Annotated in this window: 15 protein-coding genes; 7 read left to right on the forward strand and 8 right to left on the reverse strand. The window is 72.0% G+C overall.

The genetic code is table 11. The features are described 5' to 3' along the window. Positions 1 to 14 precede the first annotated feature (14 nt). Complete coding sequence (locus tag WMF17_RS07775) at positions 15 to 1,694, reverse strand: rhomboid family intramembrane serine protease (RefSeq protein ID WP_437648810.1); 1,680 nt, start codon at positions 1,692 to 1,694, stop codon at positions 15 to 17. A 117-nt stretch (positions 1,695 to 1,811) separates the two neighbouring features. Next, on the reverse strand, positions 1,812 to 2,585 hold the full coding sequence (locus tag WMF17_RS07780; protein WP_437604224.1) for an endonuclease/exonuclease/phosphatase family protein: 774 nt from the start codon (positions 2,583 to 2,585) through the stop codon (positions 1,812 to 1,814). Between the two features lie 79 nt (positions 2,586 to 2,664). Between WMF17_RS07780 and WMF17_RS07785 the strand changes: the two genes are divergently transcribed. Further along, positions 2,665 to 3,135, forward strand: a complete 471-nt coding sequence (locus WMF17_RS07785; protein ID WP_437601317.1) for a GNAT family N-acetyltransferase — start codon at positions 2,665 to 2,667, stop codon at positions 3,133 to 3,135. A gap of 195 nt (positions 3,136 to 3,330) precedes the next feature. Continuing rightward, positions 3,331 to 4,191 (forward strand): SDR family oxidoreductase, encoded by an 861-nt coding sequence (locus tag WMF17_RS07790; protein WP_437601319.1) that lies wholly within the window; start codon positions 3,331 to 3,333, stop codon positions 4,189 to 4,191. Positions 4,192 to 4,280: 89 nt separating this feature from the next. Here the strand turns inward: WMF17_RS07790 and WMF17_RS07795 are convergent, their stop codons facing one another. Then, a complete protein-coding gene (locus WMF17_RS07795; protein ID WP_437601321.1) occupies positions 4,281 to 5,126 on the reverse strand; it encodes a PPK2 family polyphosphate kinase in 846 nt (281 codons plus the stop codon). Between WMF17_RS07795 and WMF17_RS07800 the strand changes: the two genes are divergently transcribed. From WMF17_RS07800 to WMF17_RS07810, 3 genes are all read left to right on the forward strand, one after another. Continuing rightward, positions 5,125 to 5,376 carry a hypothetical protein gene (locus tag WMF17_RS07800; RefSeq protein ID WP_437601322.1) on the forward strand — a complete coding sequence of 84 codons (252 nt, stop codon included), beginning with the start codon at positions 5,125 to 5,127 and terminating at the stop codon, positions 5,374 to 5,376. The genes WMF17_RS07795 and WMF17_RS07800 overlap by 2 nt on opposite strands. 116 nt (positions 5,377 to 5,492) lie before the next feature. Beyond that, on the forward strand, positions 5,493 to 6,677 hold the full coding sequence (locus tag WMF17_RS07805; protein WP_437601324.1) for an MFS transporter: 1,185 nt from the start codon (positions 5,493 to 5,495) through the stop codon (positions 6,675 to 6,677). A gap of 92 nt (positions 6,678 to 6,769) precedes the next feature. Next, positions 6,770 to 7,831: an ABC transporter substrate-binding protein gene (locus WMF17_RS07810; RefSeq protein ID WP_437601326.1), complete on the forward strand. Its 1,062-nt coding sequence runs from the start codon at positions 6,770 to 6,772 to the stop codon at positions 7,829 to 7,831. Positions 7,832 to 7,864: 33 nt separating this feature from the next. Here WMF17_RS07810 and WMF17_RS07815 read toward each other — a convergent pair whose 3' ends face one another. After that, on the reverse strand, positions 7,865 to 9,118 hold the full coding sequence (locus tag WMF17_RS07815; RefSeq protein ID WP_437601327.1) for an efflux RND transporter periplasmic adaptor subunit: 1,254 nt from the start codon (positions 9,116 to 9,118) through the stop codon (positions 7,865 to 7,867). Further along, positions 9,115 to 12,297 carry an efflux RND transporter permease subunit gene (locus WMF17_RS07820; RefSeq protein ID WP_437648811.1) on the reverse strand — a complete coding sequence of 1,061 codons (3,183 nt, stop codon included), beginning with the start codon at positions 12,295 to 12,297 and terminating at the stop codon, positions 9,115 to 9,117. Before WMF17_RS07820 ends, WMF17_RS07815 begins: the two co-directional genes overlap by 4 nt. 126 nt (positions 12,298 to 12,423) lie before the next feature. Between WMF17_RS07820 and WMF17_RS07825 the strand changes: the two genes are divergently transcribed. Further along, on the forward strand, positions 12,424 to 13,401 hold the full coding sequence (locus WMF17_RS07825) for a LysR substrate-binding domain-containing protein (RefSeq protein ID WP_437648812.1): 978 nt from the start codon (positions 12,424 to 12,426) through the stop codon (positions 13,399 to 13,401). Between the two features lie 48 nt (positions 13,402 to 13,449). Here the strand turns inward: WMF17_RS07825 and WMF17_RS07830 are convergent, their stop codons facing one another. The 3 genes from WMF17_RS07830 to WMF17_RS07840 form a co-directional block, all read right to left on the reverse strand. After that, entirely contained in the window at positions 13,450 to 13,743 is a 294-nt protein-coding gene (locus tag WMF17_RS07830; protein WP_437601332.1) for a hypothetical protein, read from the reverse strand. A 139-nt stretch (positions 13,744 to 13,882) separates the two neighbouring features. Further along, complete coding sequence (locus WMF17_RS07835) at positions 13,883 to 16,012, reverse strand: substrate-binding domain-containing protein (RefSeq protein WP_437648813.1); 2,130 nt, start codon at positions 16,010 to 16,012, stop codon at positions 13,883 to 13,885. Positions 16,013 to 16,274: 262 nt separating this feature from the next. Next, positions 16,275 to 16,883, reverse strand: coding sequence for a hypothetical protein (locus WMF17_RS07840; RefSeq protein ID WP_437648814.1), 609 nt, complete (start codon positions 16,881 to 16,883; stop codon positions 16,275 to 16,277). A 125-nt stretch (positions 16,884 to 17,008) separates the two neighbouring features. Between WMF17_RS07840 and WMF17_RS07845 the strand changes: the two genes are divergently transcribed. Beyond that, the gene (locus tag WMF17_RS07845; RefSeq protein WP_437648815.1) at positions 17,009 to 18,706 is read left to right on the forward strand and encodes a hypothetical protein; all 1,698 of its coding nucleotides are present in this window, start codon (positions 17,009 to 17,011) and stop codon (positions 18,704 to 18,706) included. Positions 18,707 to 18,779: the final 73 nt, after the last annotated feature.

Consider the following 18,779-nt stretch of genomic DNA (forward strand, 5'->3'; position numbering starts at 1 on the left):
CATCCTGCCGCGTCTCATCGCAGTCCGATCGTCGCTGCCACCTTGTCCTCGATCCCGTTCCAGGACGCCGGTCGATTCTTCGTCGAAAAGGCCTGGAAGACCACCTCGCGGTCGCCGAGCACGAGGATGTAGGTCACCCTCTGCAGCCCGTTCTTGAGCTCGCTCCTGAGGCTCACCGCGGGGCGACCGCCCAGGTCGACGCGCGTCGCCGGGCCCTTCGTGGTGCTGTTCGCCGGCCGGTGCCCGTCGAGCTGCTTGCGCTCCCGCTCGAGGAGCTCGTCCACCTGATCGGGCGGCACCTCGCCCCCGAGCGGGAAGACGGCGAGCTGCAACATCATCGGCGTCTCGGGCAGCCGCCCGTACGTGTGGAAGCGGACGCCGTTCAGATCCTCCACGGACGCGGCCCTCGCGAGCGACTCCGGCAGGTCCAGCGCGACGCCCGTGTCCGCGACCGCGGTGCGCGTCATCGCCGGCGGCGCGCGGAGCTCCCAGGGGCGGCCGGCGGCGAGCGCGACGGCCACGGACACCGCCATCGCCGCGGCCGTGAGGGCCGCCGCCACCGCGAGCAGGGGGCGCGGCCTCGGCTCCGCGTCCGCCGCGCGCTCGCGCTGCTCCACCGGCGTGAGGCCCCGGGGCAGGACGGTGACGACGAGCGCGAAGCCGACGACGCCGCCGCCGAGGTGCGCGAGCAGATCGATGCCGGGCTGCAGGCTGTAGATGAGGTTCAGCCCCAGCGGCCACCACGCGCGGCTGCGCATCTGCGCGATCATCGCGGGGGGCAGGAGCCCGTGCGGCCGGAGCGCGATGCCGATGCCCGCCATCATGAGGCCCCAGATCGCGCCCGACGCGCCGACGCTCCATCGGTCCACCAGCATCGCGCTCGCGAGCGACCCGCCCAGCGCCGACGCCCCGTAGAGCAGGAGAAAGCGCCGCGGGCCGAGGAGCGCCTCGAGCATCGGGCCGAACGACCAGAGCGCCAGCATGTTGACGAACAGGTGCACCGGGTCGGCGTGCAGGAAGGCCGAGGCGAGGAGCCGGTAGAGCTCGCCGCGGCGCACCGCCTCGCCGCTGTTCGCGCCCATGCGCCAGAGCGCCGCCTCGTGGGTGCCGGAGCCGAAGGCGTAGCTCACGGCGAGGAGCACGGCGCACGCGATCACGAGCGTCGCCGTGACGCGGCGGCTGCCCGTCAGCCGGTCCACGATCGCGCGCTCCTGCTGCGCCACCGCCTGCCCCTGCGCGAGCGCCTTGTCGATGTCGTCGGGGCCGAGCGGGCCCACCTCGCCGAGGCGCCTGTGGGCGTCCTCGAGGGCCGGCAGGGCCTGCCCCTTCACGCGCGTGAGCGCGCCCGTCGCGTCGAGGTGGTGGAAGCCCATCCGCACGAGCTGCACGAGCGGCGCCGCCTTGGCGAGCGCGGCCCGGCCGGGGGCGGCGCCGCCGCCCACCACGACGAAGTGCGCGGGCGGCCCGCCGGCGCGCACCGCCTTCACCAGGGGCGCGATCCGGGCGTGGAGCGGGTCGGCCGAGGCGCCGTCGGCCGCCGTGATCAGCACGATCCGGAGCGGCCCCGCCCCGCCGACCATCTCCGCCACGGCCGCGTCGCAGCGGAGGAGCACGAAGGCGCCCGGCCCGTGGAGCAGCGCGGCGAGCAGGCGGTCGCGCCGATCCAGCGTCTCGTCTTCGGGCGCACGGTCCATGATCGGCTGCTCCACCACGGTCTCTTCTCCTGCGCCTGCGAGAGGTCGCGCGGCGAGCGTAGCGGAAAGGCGGCGCGCGCTGGCTCGCGAAGCGCGCCGCGCGAGCGCCGGGGCGCGTCAGGCGAGCTCGGCGACGACCGCGTGGTGGTCGGACGCGGCGCCGACGTCGACGATGTCGGCCAGCGCGAGCCGCCCGGCGAGCGGCGGTGAGAGCAGCACGTAGTCGGTCCGCGTCTCCACCTGCGCGCCGGCGCGCCCGCGCAGCGCTGTGGCCCAGCGCCCGGAGCGCGGCCGGAGGAGCAGGGCGTCGGCCCAGCCGGACGCCTCGAGGGTGTCCATCGTGTCGAATCGCGGCGGGCTCCCGTACTTCTCGATGCCGGCGGCCGCGAGGCGCGCGTCGAGGTCCGCGGGGTAGGGGTCGCGCCGCGAGAGCGCGTTGAGGTCGCCGGCGAGCGCCCAGAGGCCCGCGGCGAGCCGGGCGGGAGGCACGAGCGAGAGCAGCCAGCGGGCCTCGCTGACCCGGCGGTCCTCGCTGCCGGCGTTGAGGTGGGTGCCGAGCACGAGGAGCGGCTCGCCGGCGAGCGAGAGCTCGACCTCGACGAGGCAGTGGGCCAGCGCCTCGGGCGCGTGCACGCGCGCCTTCACGAGCGGCCCCCGGCTGACCACGCCGACGTGGTTTCGCCGGCCGCTCGGCCGCGGATTGGCGCTCCCCAGGACGGCGTGCCGCTCGCCCGCGGGCGCGCCGATCGCCTCGGCGACGGCCCGGAGCCGGGCGCCGTCCTCCCAGCCGACGCACTCCTGGAGGACGAGCAGGTCCGGGCGCGCGGCGGCGACGATCGCGAGGATCGCCTCGAAGCGATCCTCGCCGCCGGAGAGGATGTTGAAGGTCATGATCTTCACGGTGGGATCAGGCTAGCTCGTCCGGGCTGAGCAGCTCCAGGGCGCGCTGAATCCGGTGGACGCGGCGCTCGTGACAGCGCACGAATCCGGCATGGCCGAGCGCGTGATGGCCCGCAAGATCCTCCCGATCCGCAGCGACTCGCCGCTCTACGCCGGCGCCCTCCGCCTGCGGTACGAGGTCTTCGTCGTCGAGCAGGCCGTGCCCGAGGACATCGAGGTCGACGAGCTCGACGAAGGCGCGCAGCACTTCGTCGTCCTGGACGGCGACGAGGTGGTCGCGACGATGCGGATCCTGCCGTACGAGGGCGCGCTCAAGGTGGGCCGCGTCGCCGTCCGGAAGGACCTTCGCGGCGCCGGCCTCGGGCGGCGGCTGCTCGAGGAGGCGATCCGCATCGGCGCCGCGCAGGGCGCGCGCGCGCTGGTCCTGAACGCCCAGGTCGTCGCCGCGCCGTTCTATCGCAAGCTCGGCTTCGTCGAGGAGGGGCCGATCTTCGACGAGGCGGGGATCCCGCACACCAGGATGGTCCGGCGGATGACCTGAGCCCGCTGTCGATTGACACGTTGTGTCTGCGCGGCGCGTCCGCCGGAGCCACCGTGAGACCTGCCTGTCCGCCGGCAGATCCCGTGATCCTTGACGTCGACGCCGACATGCTGGAAAGGCTTGTGTCGCTGCGCGGCTGGCCCGGGAGCGACGGAGCGCTCCCGGGCGCCGCGCTCGAAAGGAACGGGTGCCCCGATGACTGTGCAGCGGATCCTCCTCGCCGGCGCCACGGGCGTGGTCGGCACCGAGCTCTTGCGCTTGCTCCGCGCGCGGGAGCAGTTCGTGCGCACGCTCTCTCGCACCCAGGGCAACGCGGCGCGCCTCCGCGGCCTCGCCTCGGAGGTCGTCGTCGCCGACGCTGCGGAGCCCGGGGCCGTGAGCGGCGCGCTCGACGGCATCGATACGGTCATCTCGTGTCTCGGCGCGAATGTGTCGATGACGCTGCGCGAGCGCAGGAGCTACCATGACGTCGATGTCGTGGCGAACACGAGCCTGCTCGAGGCGGCGAAGCGGGCGGGGGTGAAGCGCTTCGTTTACCTCTCCGCGCACCCGGGCCCCGGCTATGCCCACACCCGCTATCTCGCCGCCCATCTCCAGGTGGAGGAGCGCATTCGCGCCTCGGGTCTCTCGTTCTCGTTCGTGCGCCCGACCGGCATCTTCTCCGCGCTGAACGACCTGGTCACGATGGCCCGCGCCGGCGTGGGCACGGTGCCCGGCGACGGCCTGGCGAGGACCAACCCGGTTCACCCGGTGGACGTCGCGGAGGCCCTCGCCGAGGTGCTCGCCGGGGGCCCTGACGTGGTGCCCGTGGGCGGTCCCGACGTCATGACCCGCGACGAGGTGATGCGGCTGGCCTTCGACGCCGTCGGGAAGAAGGGGTATATCGTGCACATCCCCGCGGGGGTGCTCCGGTCCACGAGCGTGCTGCTCGAGGGCATCCATCCGCGGATGTCGGATCTGCTGGAGTTCGTGGCGGCCGTCATGACGTCCGACTCGGTCGCGCCCACGCGCGGGACACGGCCTCTGCGCGCCTGGTTCGAGGCGCTCGCCAGGTGAGCGCGGCCATGGCCGCGCGCGGCGCACGAGCGAGGGAAAGCCATCGCCGTGCTCCTGCGAGGAGGGGTTGAGCCGCCGAGGCGACAGGCTCACCCCTTGTGCCGCACGCCCCTCGATCTCCGGTACTCCTCGAGCTCCTCGCGGCCCGCCCTCCCGTTCCGCTCGAGCGTCTTCAGCCAGTCGTCGCGGTATTCGCGCATCGCCTCGGCCACGGCCTCGGCGACGACGAGGTTGCGGTACCACTTGGCGTCCGCCGGGACGATGCACCAGGGCGCGTGCCGCGAGGTGCAGCGCCGGAAGACCTCCTCGTAGGCCTCCGTGTACTCGTCCCAGTGCTCCCGCTCCTTCCAGTCGTTCACGTTGAGCTTCCAGGCCGTCGAGGGGTCCTCCTCGCGCTCCAGGAGCCGCTTCTCCTGCTCCTTCTTGCTGATGTGCAAGAAGAACTTGAGCACGAGGGTCCCGTGCTCGGCGAGCAGCTCCTCGAAGTCGTTGATATGGTCGTAGCGCTCGCCCCACAGCGACTTCGGCGCCAGGTCGTGCACGCGCACGACGAGCACGTCCTCGTAGTGAGAGCGGTTGAAGATGGCGAACTCCCCTGCGCGGGGCGCCTGCCGGTGGATCCGCCACAGGAAGTCGTGCTCCCGCTCCTCCTTCGTGGGCACCCCGAACGAGCTCACCGAGACGCCGCGCGGGTTGAGCGCGCCGACGACGTTCTTGATCGCGCCGTCCTTGCCGGCCGCGTCGCGGCCCTGGAGGACGATCAGGACGCTGTGCGTCCGCGCCCCCCACATGAGCTCCTGGAGCTCGAGCAGCTCCTTGCCGAGCTCCTTGAGCCGCTCGGCCGCCTCCTGCTTCGTCGCGTCGCGCGGCGGGTCGGTCGAGATGTCATCGAGGCGAACCTTCGAATCGGCCTTCGTGAGTCGCGTGATGGGCATGCCCGCGAGCGTACACGATCCTGCCCGGGCGCCCTCCTGGAGCGACGGCGAGCGGCCGCGGCGAGGCGCGCCGCCGGCCTCGGCGTTCACCGGCCCTTCAAGCGGGGCCCCGGCTCGAGCCATCGAGCGCGGCGGCGTCGTCCTGCTCGCGCCGGAGCAGCGGATCACCACCGGGTGCTGCCAGGGCAGCAGCGCGAGCGCGGGTTGCCTCGAAATGCGGCGCGCGGCGGGGCGGCACGGGGGTTGCTGAGCGTCGCTGGCACGCGGTGACGGCTGCTGATCGCTGGCGCGGATCAACAGGCCTGATGCGAGCCGTGCCCCGAGGTCAAGCTGCGCTCCTTCATCGACAAGAACCGCTTTCTTCTGGTGTTCGCGGCGCTGTCCTCGGTCATGGGCATCAGCGTCGGCGTGGCCAAGGTGACCACGACGCTCTACGCGCTGGAGCTCGAGGCGAACGAGGCGCTGCTCGGCCTCATCGCCGGGTCGCAGAGCATCGGGGTGCTGCTCATGAGCATCCCGATCGGGCTCCTCGTGGAGCACCTCGGGCCGGCGCGGCTGTTCGTGCTGGGGAGCCTCGTGGCCGGGACCCTCTACATGGCCTTGCCGGCGGTCCCGTCTCCGGTGTTCCTGCTGGCCTGCACGACGGCGATCAGCTTCTTCATGCCGCTGCGCTTCGTCTCGCTGAGCACCGTGTTCATGCAGCAGCTCGAGACGGTGGGTGAGGGCAAGGCCGGCTGGTACCGCGGCACCCATATGGTCGGCATGTTCCTGCTCGGCCCCATGCTCGCGGCCACCCTCACCAAGGCCCTGGGTTTCCGGGGCACCTACTGGCTCATCGGGGTGTGCTTCCTGGTCACGGTCTTCATGTCGCCGATCGTCTTCGGTCGTTATGCGGCGCGGTCCACCTCCCCTCGAGCGCTCCGGCTCTCCGGCGTCCGGTCCGACCTCGCCCTGCTCGCGCAGGACATCGAGCTGCGCAGCGTGTGCATGATCGAGTTCGCGACCCAGTCGGTCAATTCGTTCTTCATGTTCTTCATCATCCCGATCGGCATCACCGTCGCCCAGCTGACGGCGGCCGACGCCTCGGGGCTGCTCGCCTGGGAGGGCGTGACGTACATCTTCGCGCTGTTCGCGCTGGGCGGCCTGGTGGGCCGGCTGGGGCACGAGCGCGTCTATCTCGCCAGCTTCGTCCTCGTCCCGAGCGCGCTCTTGCTGCTCGGCCTCTCGCGCGATCTGACCCTGCTCCGGGCCGGCGGCCTGCTCCTCGGCCTCGGCCTCGGCCTCTTGCAGATCGCGAACCTCACCCGCATCGCCCGGATCGGCGCGCGGGTGGGGCGGGGGAAGGTGGCCGGCCTGCACGCCCTTGTGGGGCCGTCAGGAGGCCTGTTCGGCAGCACCGTGGGCGGCCTCGTGGGCAAGAGCCTGGGGCTCCAGTCCATGTTCCTGCTCCTGACCGTGCTCTTCGGCCTGCTCCTCGCCCTGGCGCGCAGGACGTCGAGCGCGGTGGCGGCGGTGCACCCCGCGTCCCCCGAGCCCGCGGCCGCCGAGTAGAGGCGCGCGTCGCCGCGCCGTCGAGGGGGCCCCGGCAGAAGAGAGATGAGCCAGACCCGGCGCCGACGCACGGCGCACAGAGGCCCTGCATCATGAGTGAACTCGACAGCCCTGCTCCGCTCTCCGCCACCCGCCGCGCGTTCGCGGCGGCGCTCTGCGTCGCGCTCGCGCTCGCGGCCTGCTCGAAGGCCGAGCCCGGCGGCGGCCGGGGCAAGGGCGACGGCGAGCACGAGGTGCTGGAGCTGCGCTATCAGGGGTTCTCCGGCGTGGTCACGCTGCCCGAGCTGGCGGAGGATCTGGGGTACCTCGCCCCGATCCAGCTGAGCTACGTCGGCAACACGATCAGCGGGCCGCAGGACATCCAGACGGTGGTCACCGGAGACACGGATTTCGGGCAGGCGTTCAACGGCGCCGTGATCAAGCTGATCGCCGCCGGCGCGCCGCTCCGGGCGGTGGTGGGCGGCTACGGGGTCGACGCGAAGCGGTGGAGCGGCTTCTACGTGACCGAGGACAGCGCCATCCGGGGGCCGCGGGATCTGCTCGGCAAGAAGGTCGCCATGAACACGCTGGGCGCGCACCACGAGCTCATGCTGAAGGAGTACCTGTCGCGTCACGGGCTGACGAGCGACGAGATCGCGCAGGTCACGCTGGTGGTGCTGCCGCCCGTGAGCGCGGAGCAGGCGCTCCGGCAGGGGCAGGTCGACGTCTCGGTCCTCGGCGACATCCTGCGCGACAAGGCGCTCGAGCGCGGCGGCCTCCGGGCGCTGTTCTCGGATCACGAGCTGTTCGGGGAGTTCACCGCCGGCAGCTACGTGCTGACAAGGCGCTTCCTGAAGGAGAGCCCGAACAGCGCCCGCAAGCTCGTGGAGGCGGCGGCGCGCGCCATCGAGTGGGCCCGGACGACCCCGCGCGAGGAGGTGGTGGCCCGCCTGGAGCGCATCATCGCGCGGCGGGGCCGCAACGAGGACGCGTCGCTGGTCAAGTACTGGACAAGCATGGGTGTCGCCGGCAAAGGAGGGCTTTTGTCGGCCAAGGAATACCAGGTCTGGATCGACTGGCTGGTGAAGGACGGCGAGCTGAAGGCGGGCCAGCTCAAGGCCGAGGACCTGTATACCAACCAGCTCAACCCGTTCGCGGCGACGCAGGTCGAGTGACGGCCTGAGCCCCGGCGAGCCCCTCCCGGGGCGTCACGGCACGACCTCGACCGCCATCCCGTCGGTCAGCTCCGCGCTCGCGAGCTTCACGATGCGCTCGCTCCCGTCGAGCCCCGTCGACACGTGGATCGTCGCGCCCGTGTCGCGCCCGACGGTGATGGGCGCGAAGCGGATCTTGCCCCCGGCCTCCACGACGGCCACGCGGAGCCCCTTGGCGTCGTTGTAGAGCGCCGTCGCCGGGATCTCGAGCACGCGGTGCGGCGTGGACAAGGTCAGCGCGACCTCGGCGTACATGCCCGCGAGGAGCCGCCCGTCAGGGTTCGGCACCCGCACCTCCGTGTTCATCGTCCGCGTCGCCGCGTCGAGCGCGCCGGCCGTGCGCGCGATCGTGCCCTGGAACGGCTGCGCCGCGAACTCGCGCACCGTGACCTTCGCGGGCGCGTCGACCCGCACGCTGGGCGCGACGTCCTGCGGGACGCCCACGAAGACGCGCACCGGGTCGGTCGCGGCGATCCGGAAGAGCGGCGTCCCGTTGCCCGCGGTGACCAGCGCCCCGCGCTCGATCGTCCGCGAGGTGACCGTCCCCGCGAACGGCGCGACGATCTTCGCGAACTTCTTGAGATCCAGGAGGCGCTGGATGCTCGCCTTCTGCGCGGTGATCGCCGCCTGCGCCACGGTGACGCCCGCCTCGGCGACGTGCGCCTGCCCCTGCCGCTCCTCGAGCTCCTCCTGCGGCGCCACGCCCGCGGGGACGAGCTGCTCGTAGCGCTTCACGCTCGACCGCGACAGGTCGCGGCTCGCCTGCGCCTGCACGAGACCTGCGCTCGCCTGAACGAGCTGCGCGCGGGCCTGCGCGAGCTCCTGATCGAGCTCGGGCGTGTCGATCTCGGCGAGGACCTGCCCCTCCTCGACCCTGTCGCCGAGGTCCACGGCCCACCTCCGCACGTAGCCGCTCACGCGCGGGTAGACGACCGTCTCCTCGAGGGGCTGGATGCTCCCCGGCAGGGCGAGCGCCCTGTCGCTCGACACAGGCTGCGGCGCGACGACCACGACGCGCGGGGCGGCGCCCTCGGTGGCCCGCACGCCCTCCTCGAGCGCCGCGCGGGCGCTCCGGCGGGGCAGGTAGGCCGCGGCGAACGCGGCCCCGAGCACGACGACGAGGCCCACGCCGAGGGCGACGCCGCGCGTCCGCGTCATCGCGGCGGGCGGCGGCAGATCGAAGCCGAGATCGTCGGCGGGAGGGCCCGGGGGCGGAGCGGGGGCAAGAGCAGGGTCGGGGGGGCTCATAGGTCCTCTGCGAGCAGGTCTCGGGCCGGGGCCTTGTTCCGGAGGAGGCTGTACATCACCGGCACGAAGAAGAGCGTGCTCAGCGTCGCGACGAGCAGGCCGCCGATGACCGCGCGGCCCAGCGGGGCGTTCTGCTCGCCGCCCTCGCCGACGCCGAGCGACATGGGCAGCATGCCGAAGATCATCGCGAGCGCCGTCATGAGCACCGGCCGCAGGCGCGTCATGCCCGCGGCGAGCGCCGCGGTGCCCGCGTCGCGGCCCAGCTTGCGCTGCTCGTTCGCGAACGTCACGACGAGGATGCTGTTGGCCGTGGCGACGCCGACGCACATGATCGACCCCATGAGCGCGGGCACGCTCAGCGTCGTGTGCGTCACGAAGAGCATCCACGCGATGCCCGCCACCGCGCCCGGGAGCGCCATCAGGATGATCAGCGGGTCGAGCCACGACTGGAAGTTGACGACCATCAGCAGGTAGACGAGCACGACCGCGAAGAGGAGCCCGTAGCCGAGCCCTGTGAACGAGGAGTCCATGCTCTCCGCCTGCCCCTTGATGGTCACCTTGGTCCCGCGCGGCATCTCGGGCCTGAGCTCGTCGACGACGCGCGCGACCGCGCCCGCGACCGAGCCGAGGTCGGTGCCGTCGACGTTCGCCTGGACGTCGAACGTCCTCGCGACGTTGTAGTGGGTGATGTTCGCCGGCCCTGTCGTGCGCGACAGCGACGCGACGTTCGACAGGAGCTGGGGGCGGCCGTCGCCGCTCGACAGCGGCGTCGCGTTCAGATCGTCGATGGACCCGATCGCGTACTGGGGCGTCTGCACGGCGACGAGGTACTGCACGCCGCGCTTGTCGAGCCAGTAGGTCGGCGACGTCTGCCCGCTCGACGAGAGCGAGACCAGGACGTCGCTCGCCACGTCGCGCTGGGTGAGCCCCATCTGGTCGGCCATGGTGCGGTCGACGTCGATGCGGAGCTGCGGCCTCGCCGGCACCTGCGCGAGGTGGACGTCGACCGCGCCGGGGATCTTCTCCATGCGGTCGGCGATCCGCAGCGCGACCGCGTAGGTCTCGTCCTCCTTGCCGATCGGGCCCACGACCTGGACGTTGATCGGCGCCGCGAGGCCGAAGTTCAGCACCTGCGTCGAGATGTCGGGGGCGAGGAAGAAGAACGTCGACTCGGGGTACGTCGCGTTGAGCTTCGCGCGGAGCTTCCGGACATAGTCGGCGGTCGGCTGGTGGTGCTCCTCGAGCGCGATGAAGATCTGCCCGTCGGCCGACGAGATCTGCGCGCCCTCGCTCAGCGACAGGTTGATGCCGCTCGCCGGGATCCCGAGGTTGTCGAGCATCGTGCGGATCTCGCCCGGCGGGATCACCTCGCGGATGGTCTCCTGGATCTGGGCGAAGCGCCGCTCGCTCTCCTCGAGGCGGGTGCCCGCCGGGCCGCGCACGTGGAGCTTGATGAGCCCGGCGTCGACGGTCGGGAAGAAGTCGCGGCCGAGGAGCGGGATCAGCGCGACCGAGGCGGCGACGAACACAAGGAACGCCCCGACGAACCCGGCGCGGTGCGCGAGCGCCCACGCGAGCCACCCGCCGTACGCCGCCCGCAGCCGGTCGAAGGCGCGGTTGAACGCGGCGAAGACGCGCCCGAAGAGGCTCTTCGCGTTCGCCGTCCCCTCCGGGCCATGGCCGCCGGCGTGCTCCGCCGCCTCGCGCTCGAGCAACAGGCGCACGAGGGTCGGGACGAGCGTCCGCGACAGGAAGTACGACATGAGCATGGCGAAGACGACCGCCATGGCCATCGGCACGAAGAGCGACTTCGCGGCGCCGGTGATGAAGACCACCGGCACGAAGACGATGCAGATGCAGAGGGTGGAGACGAGCGCCGGGAGGGCGATCTCCTGCGCCCCGTCGACGATGGCCCGGATGAACGGCTTCCGCTGCCCCAGGTGGCGGTGGATGTTCTCGATGGACACGGTCGCGTCGTCGACGAGGATGCCGACCGCGAGCGCCATCCCGCCGAGCGTCATCACGTTGAGCGTGTGGCCCAGGGCGTTGAGGGCGATGATCGAGACGAGGATCGAAAGCGGGATGCTGAGGACGACGATGAGCGTGCTGCGCCAGCTCCCGAGGAACAGCAGGATCATGAGCGCGGTGAGCCCCGCGGCGATGAGCGCCTCGTGCACGACCCCGTCGACCGCCGCGCGCACGAACACCGACTGATCGAAGAGCAGCGAGACCTTGAGCTCCTTCGGGAGCTTCTCCAGCGTGGCCGGCAGCATCGCGTGGATGCGCGAGGTGACGTCGAGCGTGCTCGCGCTCCCGTTCTTGAGGATGCTCAGGAGCACGCTGCGCTTGCCCTCCACGTGCACCATGTTCGTCTGCGGCGCGTTCCCGTCGCGGACGCTCGCGACGTCGCGGAGGTACACGGTCGTCCCGTTGACGGTCTTGAGCGGCAGCTTGCCGAGGTCCTCGAAGGCCTCGGGGCTGCTGTTCATGAGGACGGGGTACTCGTTCTCCCCCATCTTCGCCGTGCCGGAGGGCAGGATGACGTTCTGCAGCCCGAGCGCGGCGTTCACGTCGCGCGGCGACAGCCCCCAGGCGAAGAGGCGCTGCGGGTCGATGTCGACCATGATCTGGCGCTGCTTGCCGCCGTAGGGCCAGGGGATCTGCGTGCCCCGGATCGTGGCGATGTCGGCGCGGATGAAGTTGACCGCGTAATCGAAGAGCTGCTGCTCGCTCAGCGACTCGCTCTCGAGCGCGGCCTGGAGGATGGGCACGCTCGAGGCGCTGTAACGGATGATGAGCGGCGGGCTGATGCCGGGCGGCATCATGCGGATGGCGGTCTGCGAGACCGCCGTGACCTGCGCGGTGGCGGCCTCGATGCTGGCGCCCGGCTGGAGGAAGATCTTGATGATCGCGATGCCGGTGAGCGACTGGCTCTCGATGTGGTCGATGTCGTTGACCGTGGTCGTCAGGAAGCGCTCGTAGTTGTTGACGATGCGCTTCTCCATCTCCTCGGGAGGGAGGCCGCCGTAGTTGAAGATGACGGACAGGACCGGGATGTCGATGTCGGGGAAGATGTCCGTCGGCATCCGGGTGATGGTGAACACGCCCAGGATGACGATGAGCATCGACATCACGATGAACGTGTACGTGCGTTGCAGCGCGATCCGGACGAGCCACATGGGCCATTTCCCGTCCCCCGCCGGAGCGCCCCGGCCGGGGCGGCGCCCGGAGGGCAGGCGTCGCATTTAGGGTGCCCCTGACGTTCGTCCAATCTATTATTTCGTATCACACGATACCTTCAAGGTATGGATCTGCGCCACCTCCGGTACTTCACGGCCGTCGCCGAGGAGCGGCATTTCGGCCGCGCGGCGCAGCGGCTCGGCATCGCCCAGCCCCCGCTGAGCCGGCAGATCCAGGATCTCGAGTCCGAGCTCGGGTTCTCGCTCTTCGATCGCTCGCGGCGGCGGGTGGAGCTGACGCCGGCGGGCGCGGTCTTCCTCGCCCACGTCCGGCGGGTCTTCGACGCGCTCGAGCTCGCGGTGCACGAGGCCAGGCGCGCGAGCGTCGGCGAGACCGGGCGCCTCGTGGTCGGGTACCTGTCGTCGCTCGCCTACAGCGGCATCACCGAGCTGGTCCGCGCCTTTCGCACGGACTTCCCGTCGGTGGAGCTCGCGCTCCGCGAGATGCCGCCGCAGGAGCAGATCGACGCGCTCAAGGACGGGCGCATCGACGTCGGGTTCGTGCGGGCGCCGCTCAACGACGCCCGGCTCGCCTCCGAGTGCGTCCGCCGCGAGTCGCTCCTGGTCGCCCTGCCGGCGGATCACCCGCTCGCGGGGCACAAGCGCATCCCGCTCGAGCTCCTGTCGCACGAGCCGTTCGTCGTGTTCCCGCGCCAGCGCGGGTCGGCCTTCTTCGACCTGGTGATGGGGCTCTGCCGCGAGGCGGGCTTCTCTCCGCGCATCGTGCAGGAGGCGCTGCACCTCGACATCCTGAGCCTCGTGGCGGCGGGCTTCGGCGTCTCTATCCTGCCGGAATCCATCAAGAATATCCGACGCAGAGGGCTCGTGCTGCGGCCGATCGTGGGCGCGCCGTCGACGGTCCTCCTCGTCGCGTGGCGCGCCGACGACGCCTCGCCCACGCTCGGGCAGTTCCTCTCGTTCGTGCGGCGGGTGGGCGTCAGTCGGAGCAAGCCGCGCGCGCCGCGCCGCGCACCCGGCGAAGGCGAGCGCGGCGCGCGGGCCCGCGGGGCAGGGGCGGCGGAGCCAGACGTGGAGGCGTCGTAGAGGAGCCGAGCGCGCGCCTGCCGTTCGGATCCCGACGGCGGGGTGAGCTCATCGGGCTTGCAAGCAGCTCTCGACTTTCTGTTCGAACGAGTCGCAGACTGCCAAGCATACATCGATGGAACGCAGGCAACAGCCGTCGGCTGTACACTGCCCAGCGCGCCCTGTGAACCCGCCGTTGCACCGGACGACCCAGAAGGGGCAATCGTCGGTGGTGCTGCACTCGATGGGATCCTCGTCGCACTCACCGCCTCCGCACCCGCTGGTGCTGGTGACGAGCACGCCGACGTGCATCGCGACGGCCGCGAGCGCTGTCGCGGCGGACAGACGTACAAGGTTCGACATGGCTTGCTCCTCCGGAGGCAGCCTCCTCTACCCGGCGCGATCAGGTCAACGACAATGTGGACCCATGCACGGCGAGGTCGGCGCCGGTCCGCTGCGCAGGCGGCCGCTCCGGGAGCGCCGGACGCTGCCGGGCGGCGGCTCAGGCATGTGGCATCCGTGGTCCGGTGATCGGCTGTCGCCTGCGGCGCAGCGCCGAGAGCGCGCTGGCGACGGTCGGGTAAAGCGTCATCCCCTCGAGGTCGATGCCGAGCTGGGTGAACTCCTGCGCGACCTGCGGCCGCATCCCCACGACGATGACCTCGGCGCCGAGCAGGAGGGCGGCGCGGGTCGTCTTCGTCAGCGACGCTGCGACCTGCATGTCGGCGAAGGGCACGCCGGTGATATCCATCAGCAACACCTCGGCTTCCTGGCGGCTGAGCTCCGCGAGCACCACCTCGAGCACGTGGCTCGCGCGCTCCAGATCGATGGCCCCGACGAGCGGCACGAGCAGCACCCCCTTGTCGAGCGGGATGACCGGGCACCCGAGCCGGCGCACGGCGTCGGCGAGGGCGCGCTCGCGCTCGTAGGCGGCGCGCGTCTGCTTCTCCTGCTCGATCAGCGACTCGATGAGCGACGCGCGCTCGAATGTCGCGGTGAGCATCGCCACCCACATGTCCATGTCCCGGTGATCCAGCCCGAGCGGGCTGCTCACCGGAGCGCAGATGGCCAGGACGCCGCGATCCTCGCCCTGGCTGCGGAGCGGGATGAGCCGGATGACGTGGTCGCCGTCGACCTGGACGGCGGCAGGCAGCCAGTCGCCGCGCGGGAACTCCGCCGTCGCAATGCGCGTGTCCGCCGCCGGCGAGGCGATCGGCGTGCCGGGGCAGGAGCTCTCGACGATCCGCAGCATGGGACCGGCGTCCCCGGGCTCTTCCCACACGGCGAGGCAGCCCCAGCTCATCTGCACCGCGGAGAGCCAGCTCAGCTTGCTCCCGCCGTTGTCGGCGTGCTCCAAGAGCGTCTCCCGGACAACGAGGTTGATGTCGAGGAGGCTGTTCAGGTAATCGGCGCGGGTCGCTTCGATCGCCACCCGGCCTTCCATCATGTCGTGGCGGGCCCTCCGGATGTACCCCGTGACGCGCCGCTTCGCGGCGGCGTCCCCGGCGCCGCGGAGCATCGACTGGCCCGCTTGCTCCAGCCGGTCGATGATCGCCAGGAGCAGGTCGATATGGGGCATCTGCTCCGCGGCCTCCCGCCATGCCCGCTCCAGCGCCGCCGGAGGGGGGCCTGGCCTCCCCTGGACGGCCGCCTCGAGCCCGAGGACCACGTCCGTCACGCCAGGCCAGGTATCGGTCGGCGGCGCGCTCCGGTCGGGCGCCGACGAGAAGGTGGCGAGAGCGACAAGCTCGCGAGCGAGCGTGTCGGCCTGGTCCGCGGCGCCCTCGGCCGACGCGGGCGCCTCGGGCTGCTCCGGGGCGGGCGAGCAGCCGCACGAGCGGCGCACGACCAGGAGCGTCGGCGCGATGTGCCCCGCGCTCGGGACATCCCGTCCAGCGAGGAGATCGATGAGCAGCTGGGCGGCCGTCCTGCCGATCCAGTCGAAGCGCTGGCGGACCGTGGTCAGCGGCGGAGAGGTGTACCTGGCCGCCTCGATGTCGTCGAACCCGACGAGGGCGAGGTCCTCGGGGACGCGGACGCCCGCCTCGGAGAGCGCGTCGATGGCCCCGAGCGCCCCCTGGTCGGTGGCCACGAACATCGCGGTGCAGGACATGCCCGATTCGACGAGGCGTTGCGCGGCGAACCGCCCGCTCACCCTCTCGTTGTTCGGGAGCTCGAAGACGAGGGCGGGATCGAACGGGATCCCGCGCTCCTCGAGCGCATCGCGGTACGCCTGGAAGCGCTGCCGGATATCCTCGTGCGCCATGTTGCCCGCGAAGACGATCCGCCTGTGCCCGTGCTCGATCAGGTGACGCACGGCCGCCAGGGCGCCGCCGTGGTTGTCGGGCAGGACGTACGGGCAGCGCCCGTCCCTGGAGCGCGCGCTGAGGGTCACGACCGGCCGGCCGTCGTCGAGGAAGAGCTCGATGTCCGTCGGATCGATCAGGGCGATCCACCCGTCGATCTGGTCCCGCGCGAGCTTCAGCCGGTGAACGTCTCGCGGCGACGACTTGACGGCGATCACGCGATATCCGGAGCGCCCTGCGGCCGACTGGATACCGCCGAGCACCTCGCAGAAATACGTGCCCCAGATGTCGTGGCACATGAGGCCGATGGCTCTATCGAGCGACATGGTGGCAGAATCCTCGGTTGTCCCCAGCACCGGCATTCCGCCGCGCCGCCGTCATAAACAGGTACGTTTAGCATGGAACGCGCGCGTGCGTCATGCCGGTCGGCGGCGGGTAGTGCTCACATTTGCCCGGAGAGAGTTCACATGAAGGCGGGAAGATCATTGAGCTTTTCTTCCGGCCTTCCGGCCTTCCCGCCTTCCCGCCTTCATGTTGAAATTTGAGCACTACCCGGCAGCGGGATCACAGCGGAGGCGTGACCGGGGCTCACGCGCCGTGCGGCGAGCGTTGCTCGGGGTCGCCCGTGAACGGGAATGCCTGCTGCTCGAGGGGCACCCGCCCCTTGCGCTTCGGCCGGCGCGGCGGCGCCCCGACGTCCGGCTCGGCCGGCGCTGCCTCGGTCCGCTCGGCGCAGCGCGGGCAGAGCGCCGACAGGAGCCCGTCCGGCTCCGGCGCGGCGGCGGGCCGGGGCGGAGCGGGCGGCTCCGGCGCCACCTCGGGCACCGATGGCTCGACCGGCTCCGGCTCGGCCCTCTCCAGCTCGGCGCGGCCGCGCGCGTGCTCGGCGGTGACCAGGGCGCGGAGGGCGCGGGCGGCGGCCCGGTGCTCGGCGGCGGCCCGGCGCAGGCGCGCGACGAGCTCGATCGCGGCGCGCGGCGGCGCGTGGAAGCGGGCGCGCTCGCGGTGCGCGCAGCCGTCGTGCGCGCCGCCGCTGCTGCCGCAGTCGATGCAGATCCGATCGAGCGAGGGCGGCCCTCCTGCGGCGGAGAACGCCTCGTCCGCCGCGGTGTCGTCGGGTGGGATCGCGTCGACGGGCTCGTCGTCGTCGGGCGGCAGCTCTTCGACGACGACGGCGGCGGCCTTGCGGGAGCGCATGCCTGTCGGCTAGCAGATGGATGAACGAATGTACAGTGCGGGCCGCCTGGCTCCACGAGCGCGTGACCGCCGGCGCCGCCGCGGCGCTGCGTCCGGCGCGGAGCCGGCGTGATAGCCTCGCGCCAATGATCCTCCCGTTCGCGCAGAAGCGCGCGCTGGCCCGGCCAGCCCGAAGTGTCCGGCTCGCGCGCGCAGCCTGCCTCGCGGGCGCGGCCGCGGCCTGCCTCGCGCTCGGCTGCCAGGGGATCCTCGGCATTCACGATGTCTCGCGCGACGGCGCCGGGGGCGCCGGGGGCAACGGCGCCGGCGGTGACGGCGGTGATGGCGGCGCCGCGTCAGGCGAAGGTGGGAGCGGCGGCGGGCCTGCGTCCGGCAGCGGGGGCGGGATGCCCCAGGCGGGCTTCTCGATCGCGCTCGACCCGGCGGCGACGCGCGTGGTGCGCGGCGGCTCGGCGGACCTCACGGTCACCGTCACGCGATCGAGCGACTTCGCGGGTGAGGTCGAGCTCTCGCTGGCGGATCTGCCGGGCGGGGTCACGGCGGGCCCGGTCGTGGTCCCGGGCGACGAGACCACCGGCGTGCTCACGCTGGCCGCGGATCCGCTCGCCACGGTCGGCGGCGCCGCGCCCTCGCTCGTGGCCAGCGCGCCCGGGCTGGAGGACCGTGTGGCGCCGGTCGCTCTCCTCGTCGCCGACCCGCCGGGGACGCTCGACCAGTCGTTCGATGGAGATGGAATCGCCACCAGCGGGACGGCCCACGAGGCGCGCGCCGTCGTCGTCCAGGAGGACGGCAGGATCGTCGTCGCCGGGGTCGACGGAGACACCTGGGGGCTCGCGCGCTTCCTGCCGAGCGGCGCGCTGGATCCCGAGTTCGGCACAGGCGGCCTCGTCGTCGGCCAGGAGGGATCGGTCGCGTCGCTGGCGCTCCAGCCGGATGGGCGCATCCTGGCGGTGGGGACGCGGAACGCCCAGCTCTCGGTCGTCCGGTTCAACGCGAGCGGCGGCGTCGATCAGGCCTTCGGGGCGAGCGGGGTCGCGAGGCTCGCTCCTGGCTGGATCAGCGGCTCGGAGGGGTTCGACGTCGCGGTCCAGAGCGACGGCGCGATCATCGCTGTCGGCGTCGGGATCTCGGGCAACCGCGGCATCGTCGTGAGGTTCTCGCCCACGGGCGACGCCGACAGGGCGTTCGGCGGCTCGGGCATCTTCTCGCTGGACGAGCGCCCGCTGCACTCCGTCGCGCTCGCCGCGGACGACAACATCATCGTCGGAGGGACGGAGCGGCCCCAGGGCCCCGCCTTCCTGGCGGCGCGGCTCGATCGCGACGGGGTGCTCGATGCGGGCTTCGGAACGGGCGGCATCGCCTACCTCGATCGGACACCGTACAACGATACAGATCTCGCCCTCGGGAGCGACGGCAAGCCGGTCCTCGTGGGCTATGCGCTCGACGGCGTGAACGAGTGGACATTCGCGCGGTTCAACGCGGACGGCTCGGCGGACACGACGTTCGGCGGGGGCGGCCTTGTGCGCGGGAGCGCGGGTGACGCGCACTATGTCCGAGGCCGGGGCGTCGCTCTCCAGGCGGATGGCAAGATCCTCGGCGCGGTCGCAGGGGGCACCGTGGCCTCGGGCATCACGGCCTCGATCCTCCGGTTCCTGCCGGACGGCACGCGGGATGTCGGGTTCGGCGCCTCGGGCGCCGTCGTGCTGAACGACCATCCGGAGGCCAACCACCTCTACGCCGTCGCCGTCCAGCGCGACGGTCGCATCGTGGCGGTGGGGAAGCGGTCGAGCCTGGGGCTCATGGTGGTGCGCGTCTGGGATTGAAGGGTACGATGCACCTCGATCGCTGCGTCGACGATGACCTTGGCTATCTGATTCTCGGTCATTCTCTCCGCCT

Origin of the sequence: Sorangium sp. So ce362 (genome assembly GCF_051519845.1) — a bacterium.
Taxonomy (GTDB): Bacteria; Myxococcota_A; Polyangia; order Polyangiales; family Polyangiaceae; genus Sorangium.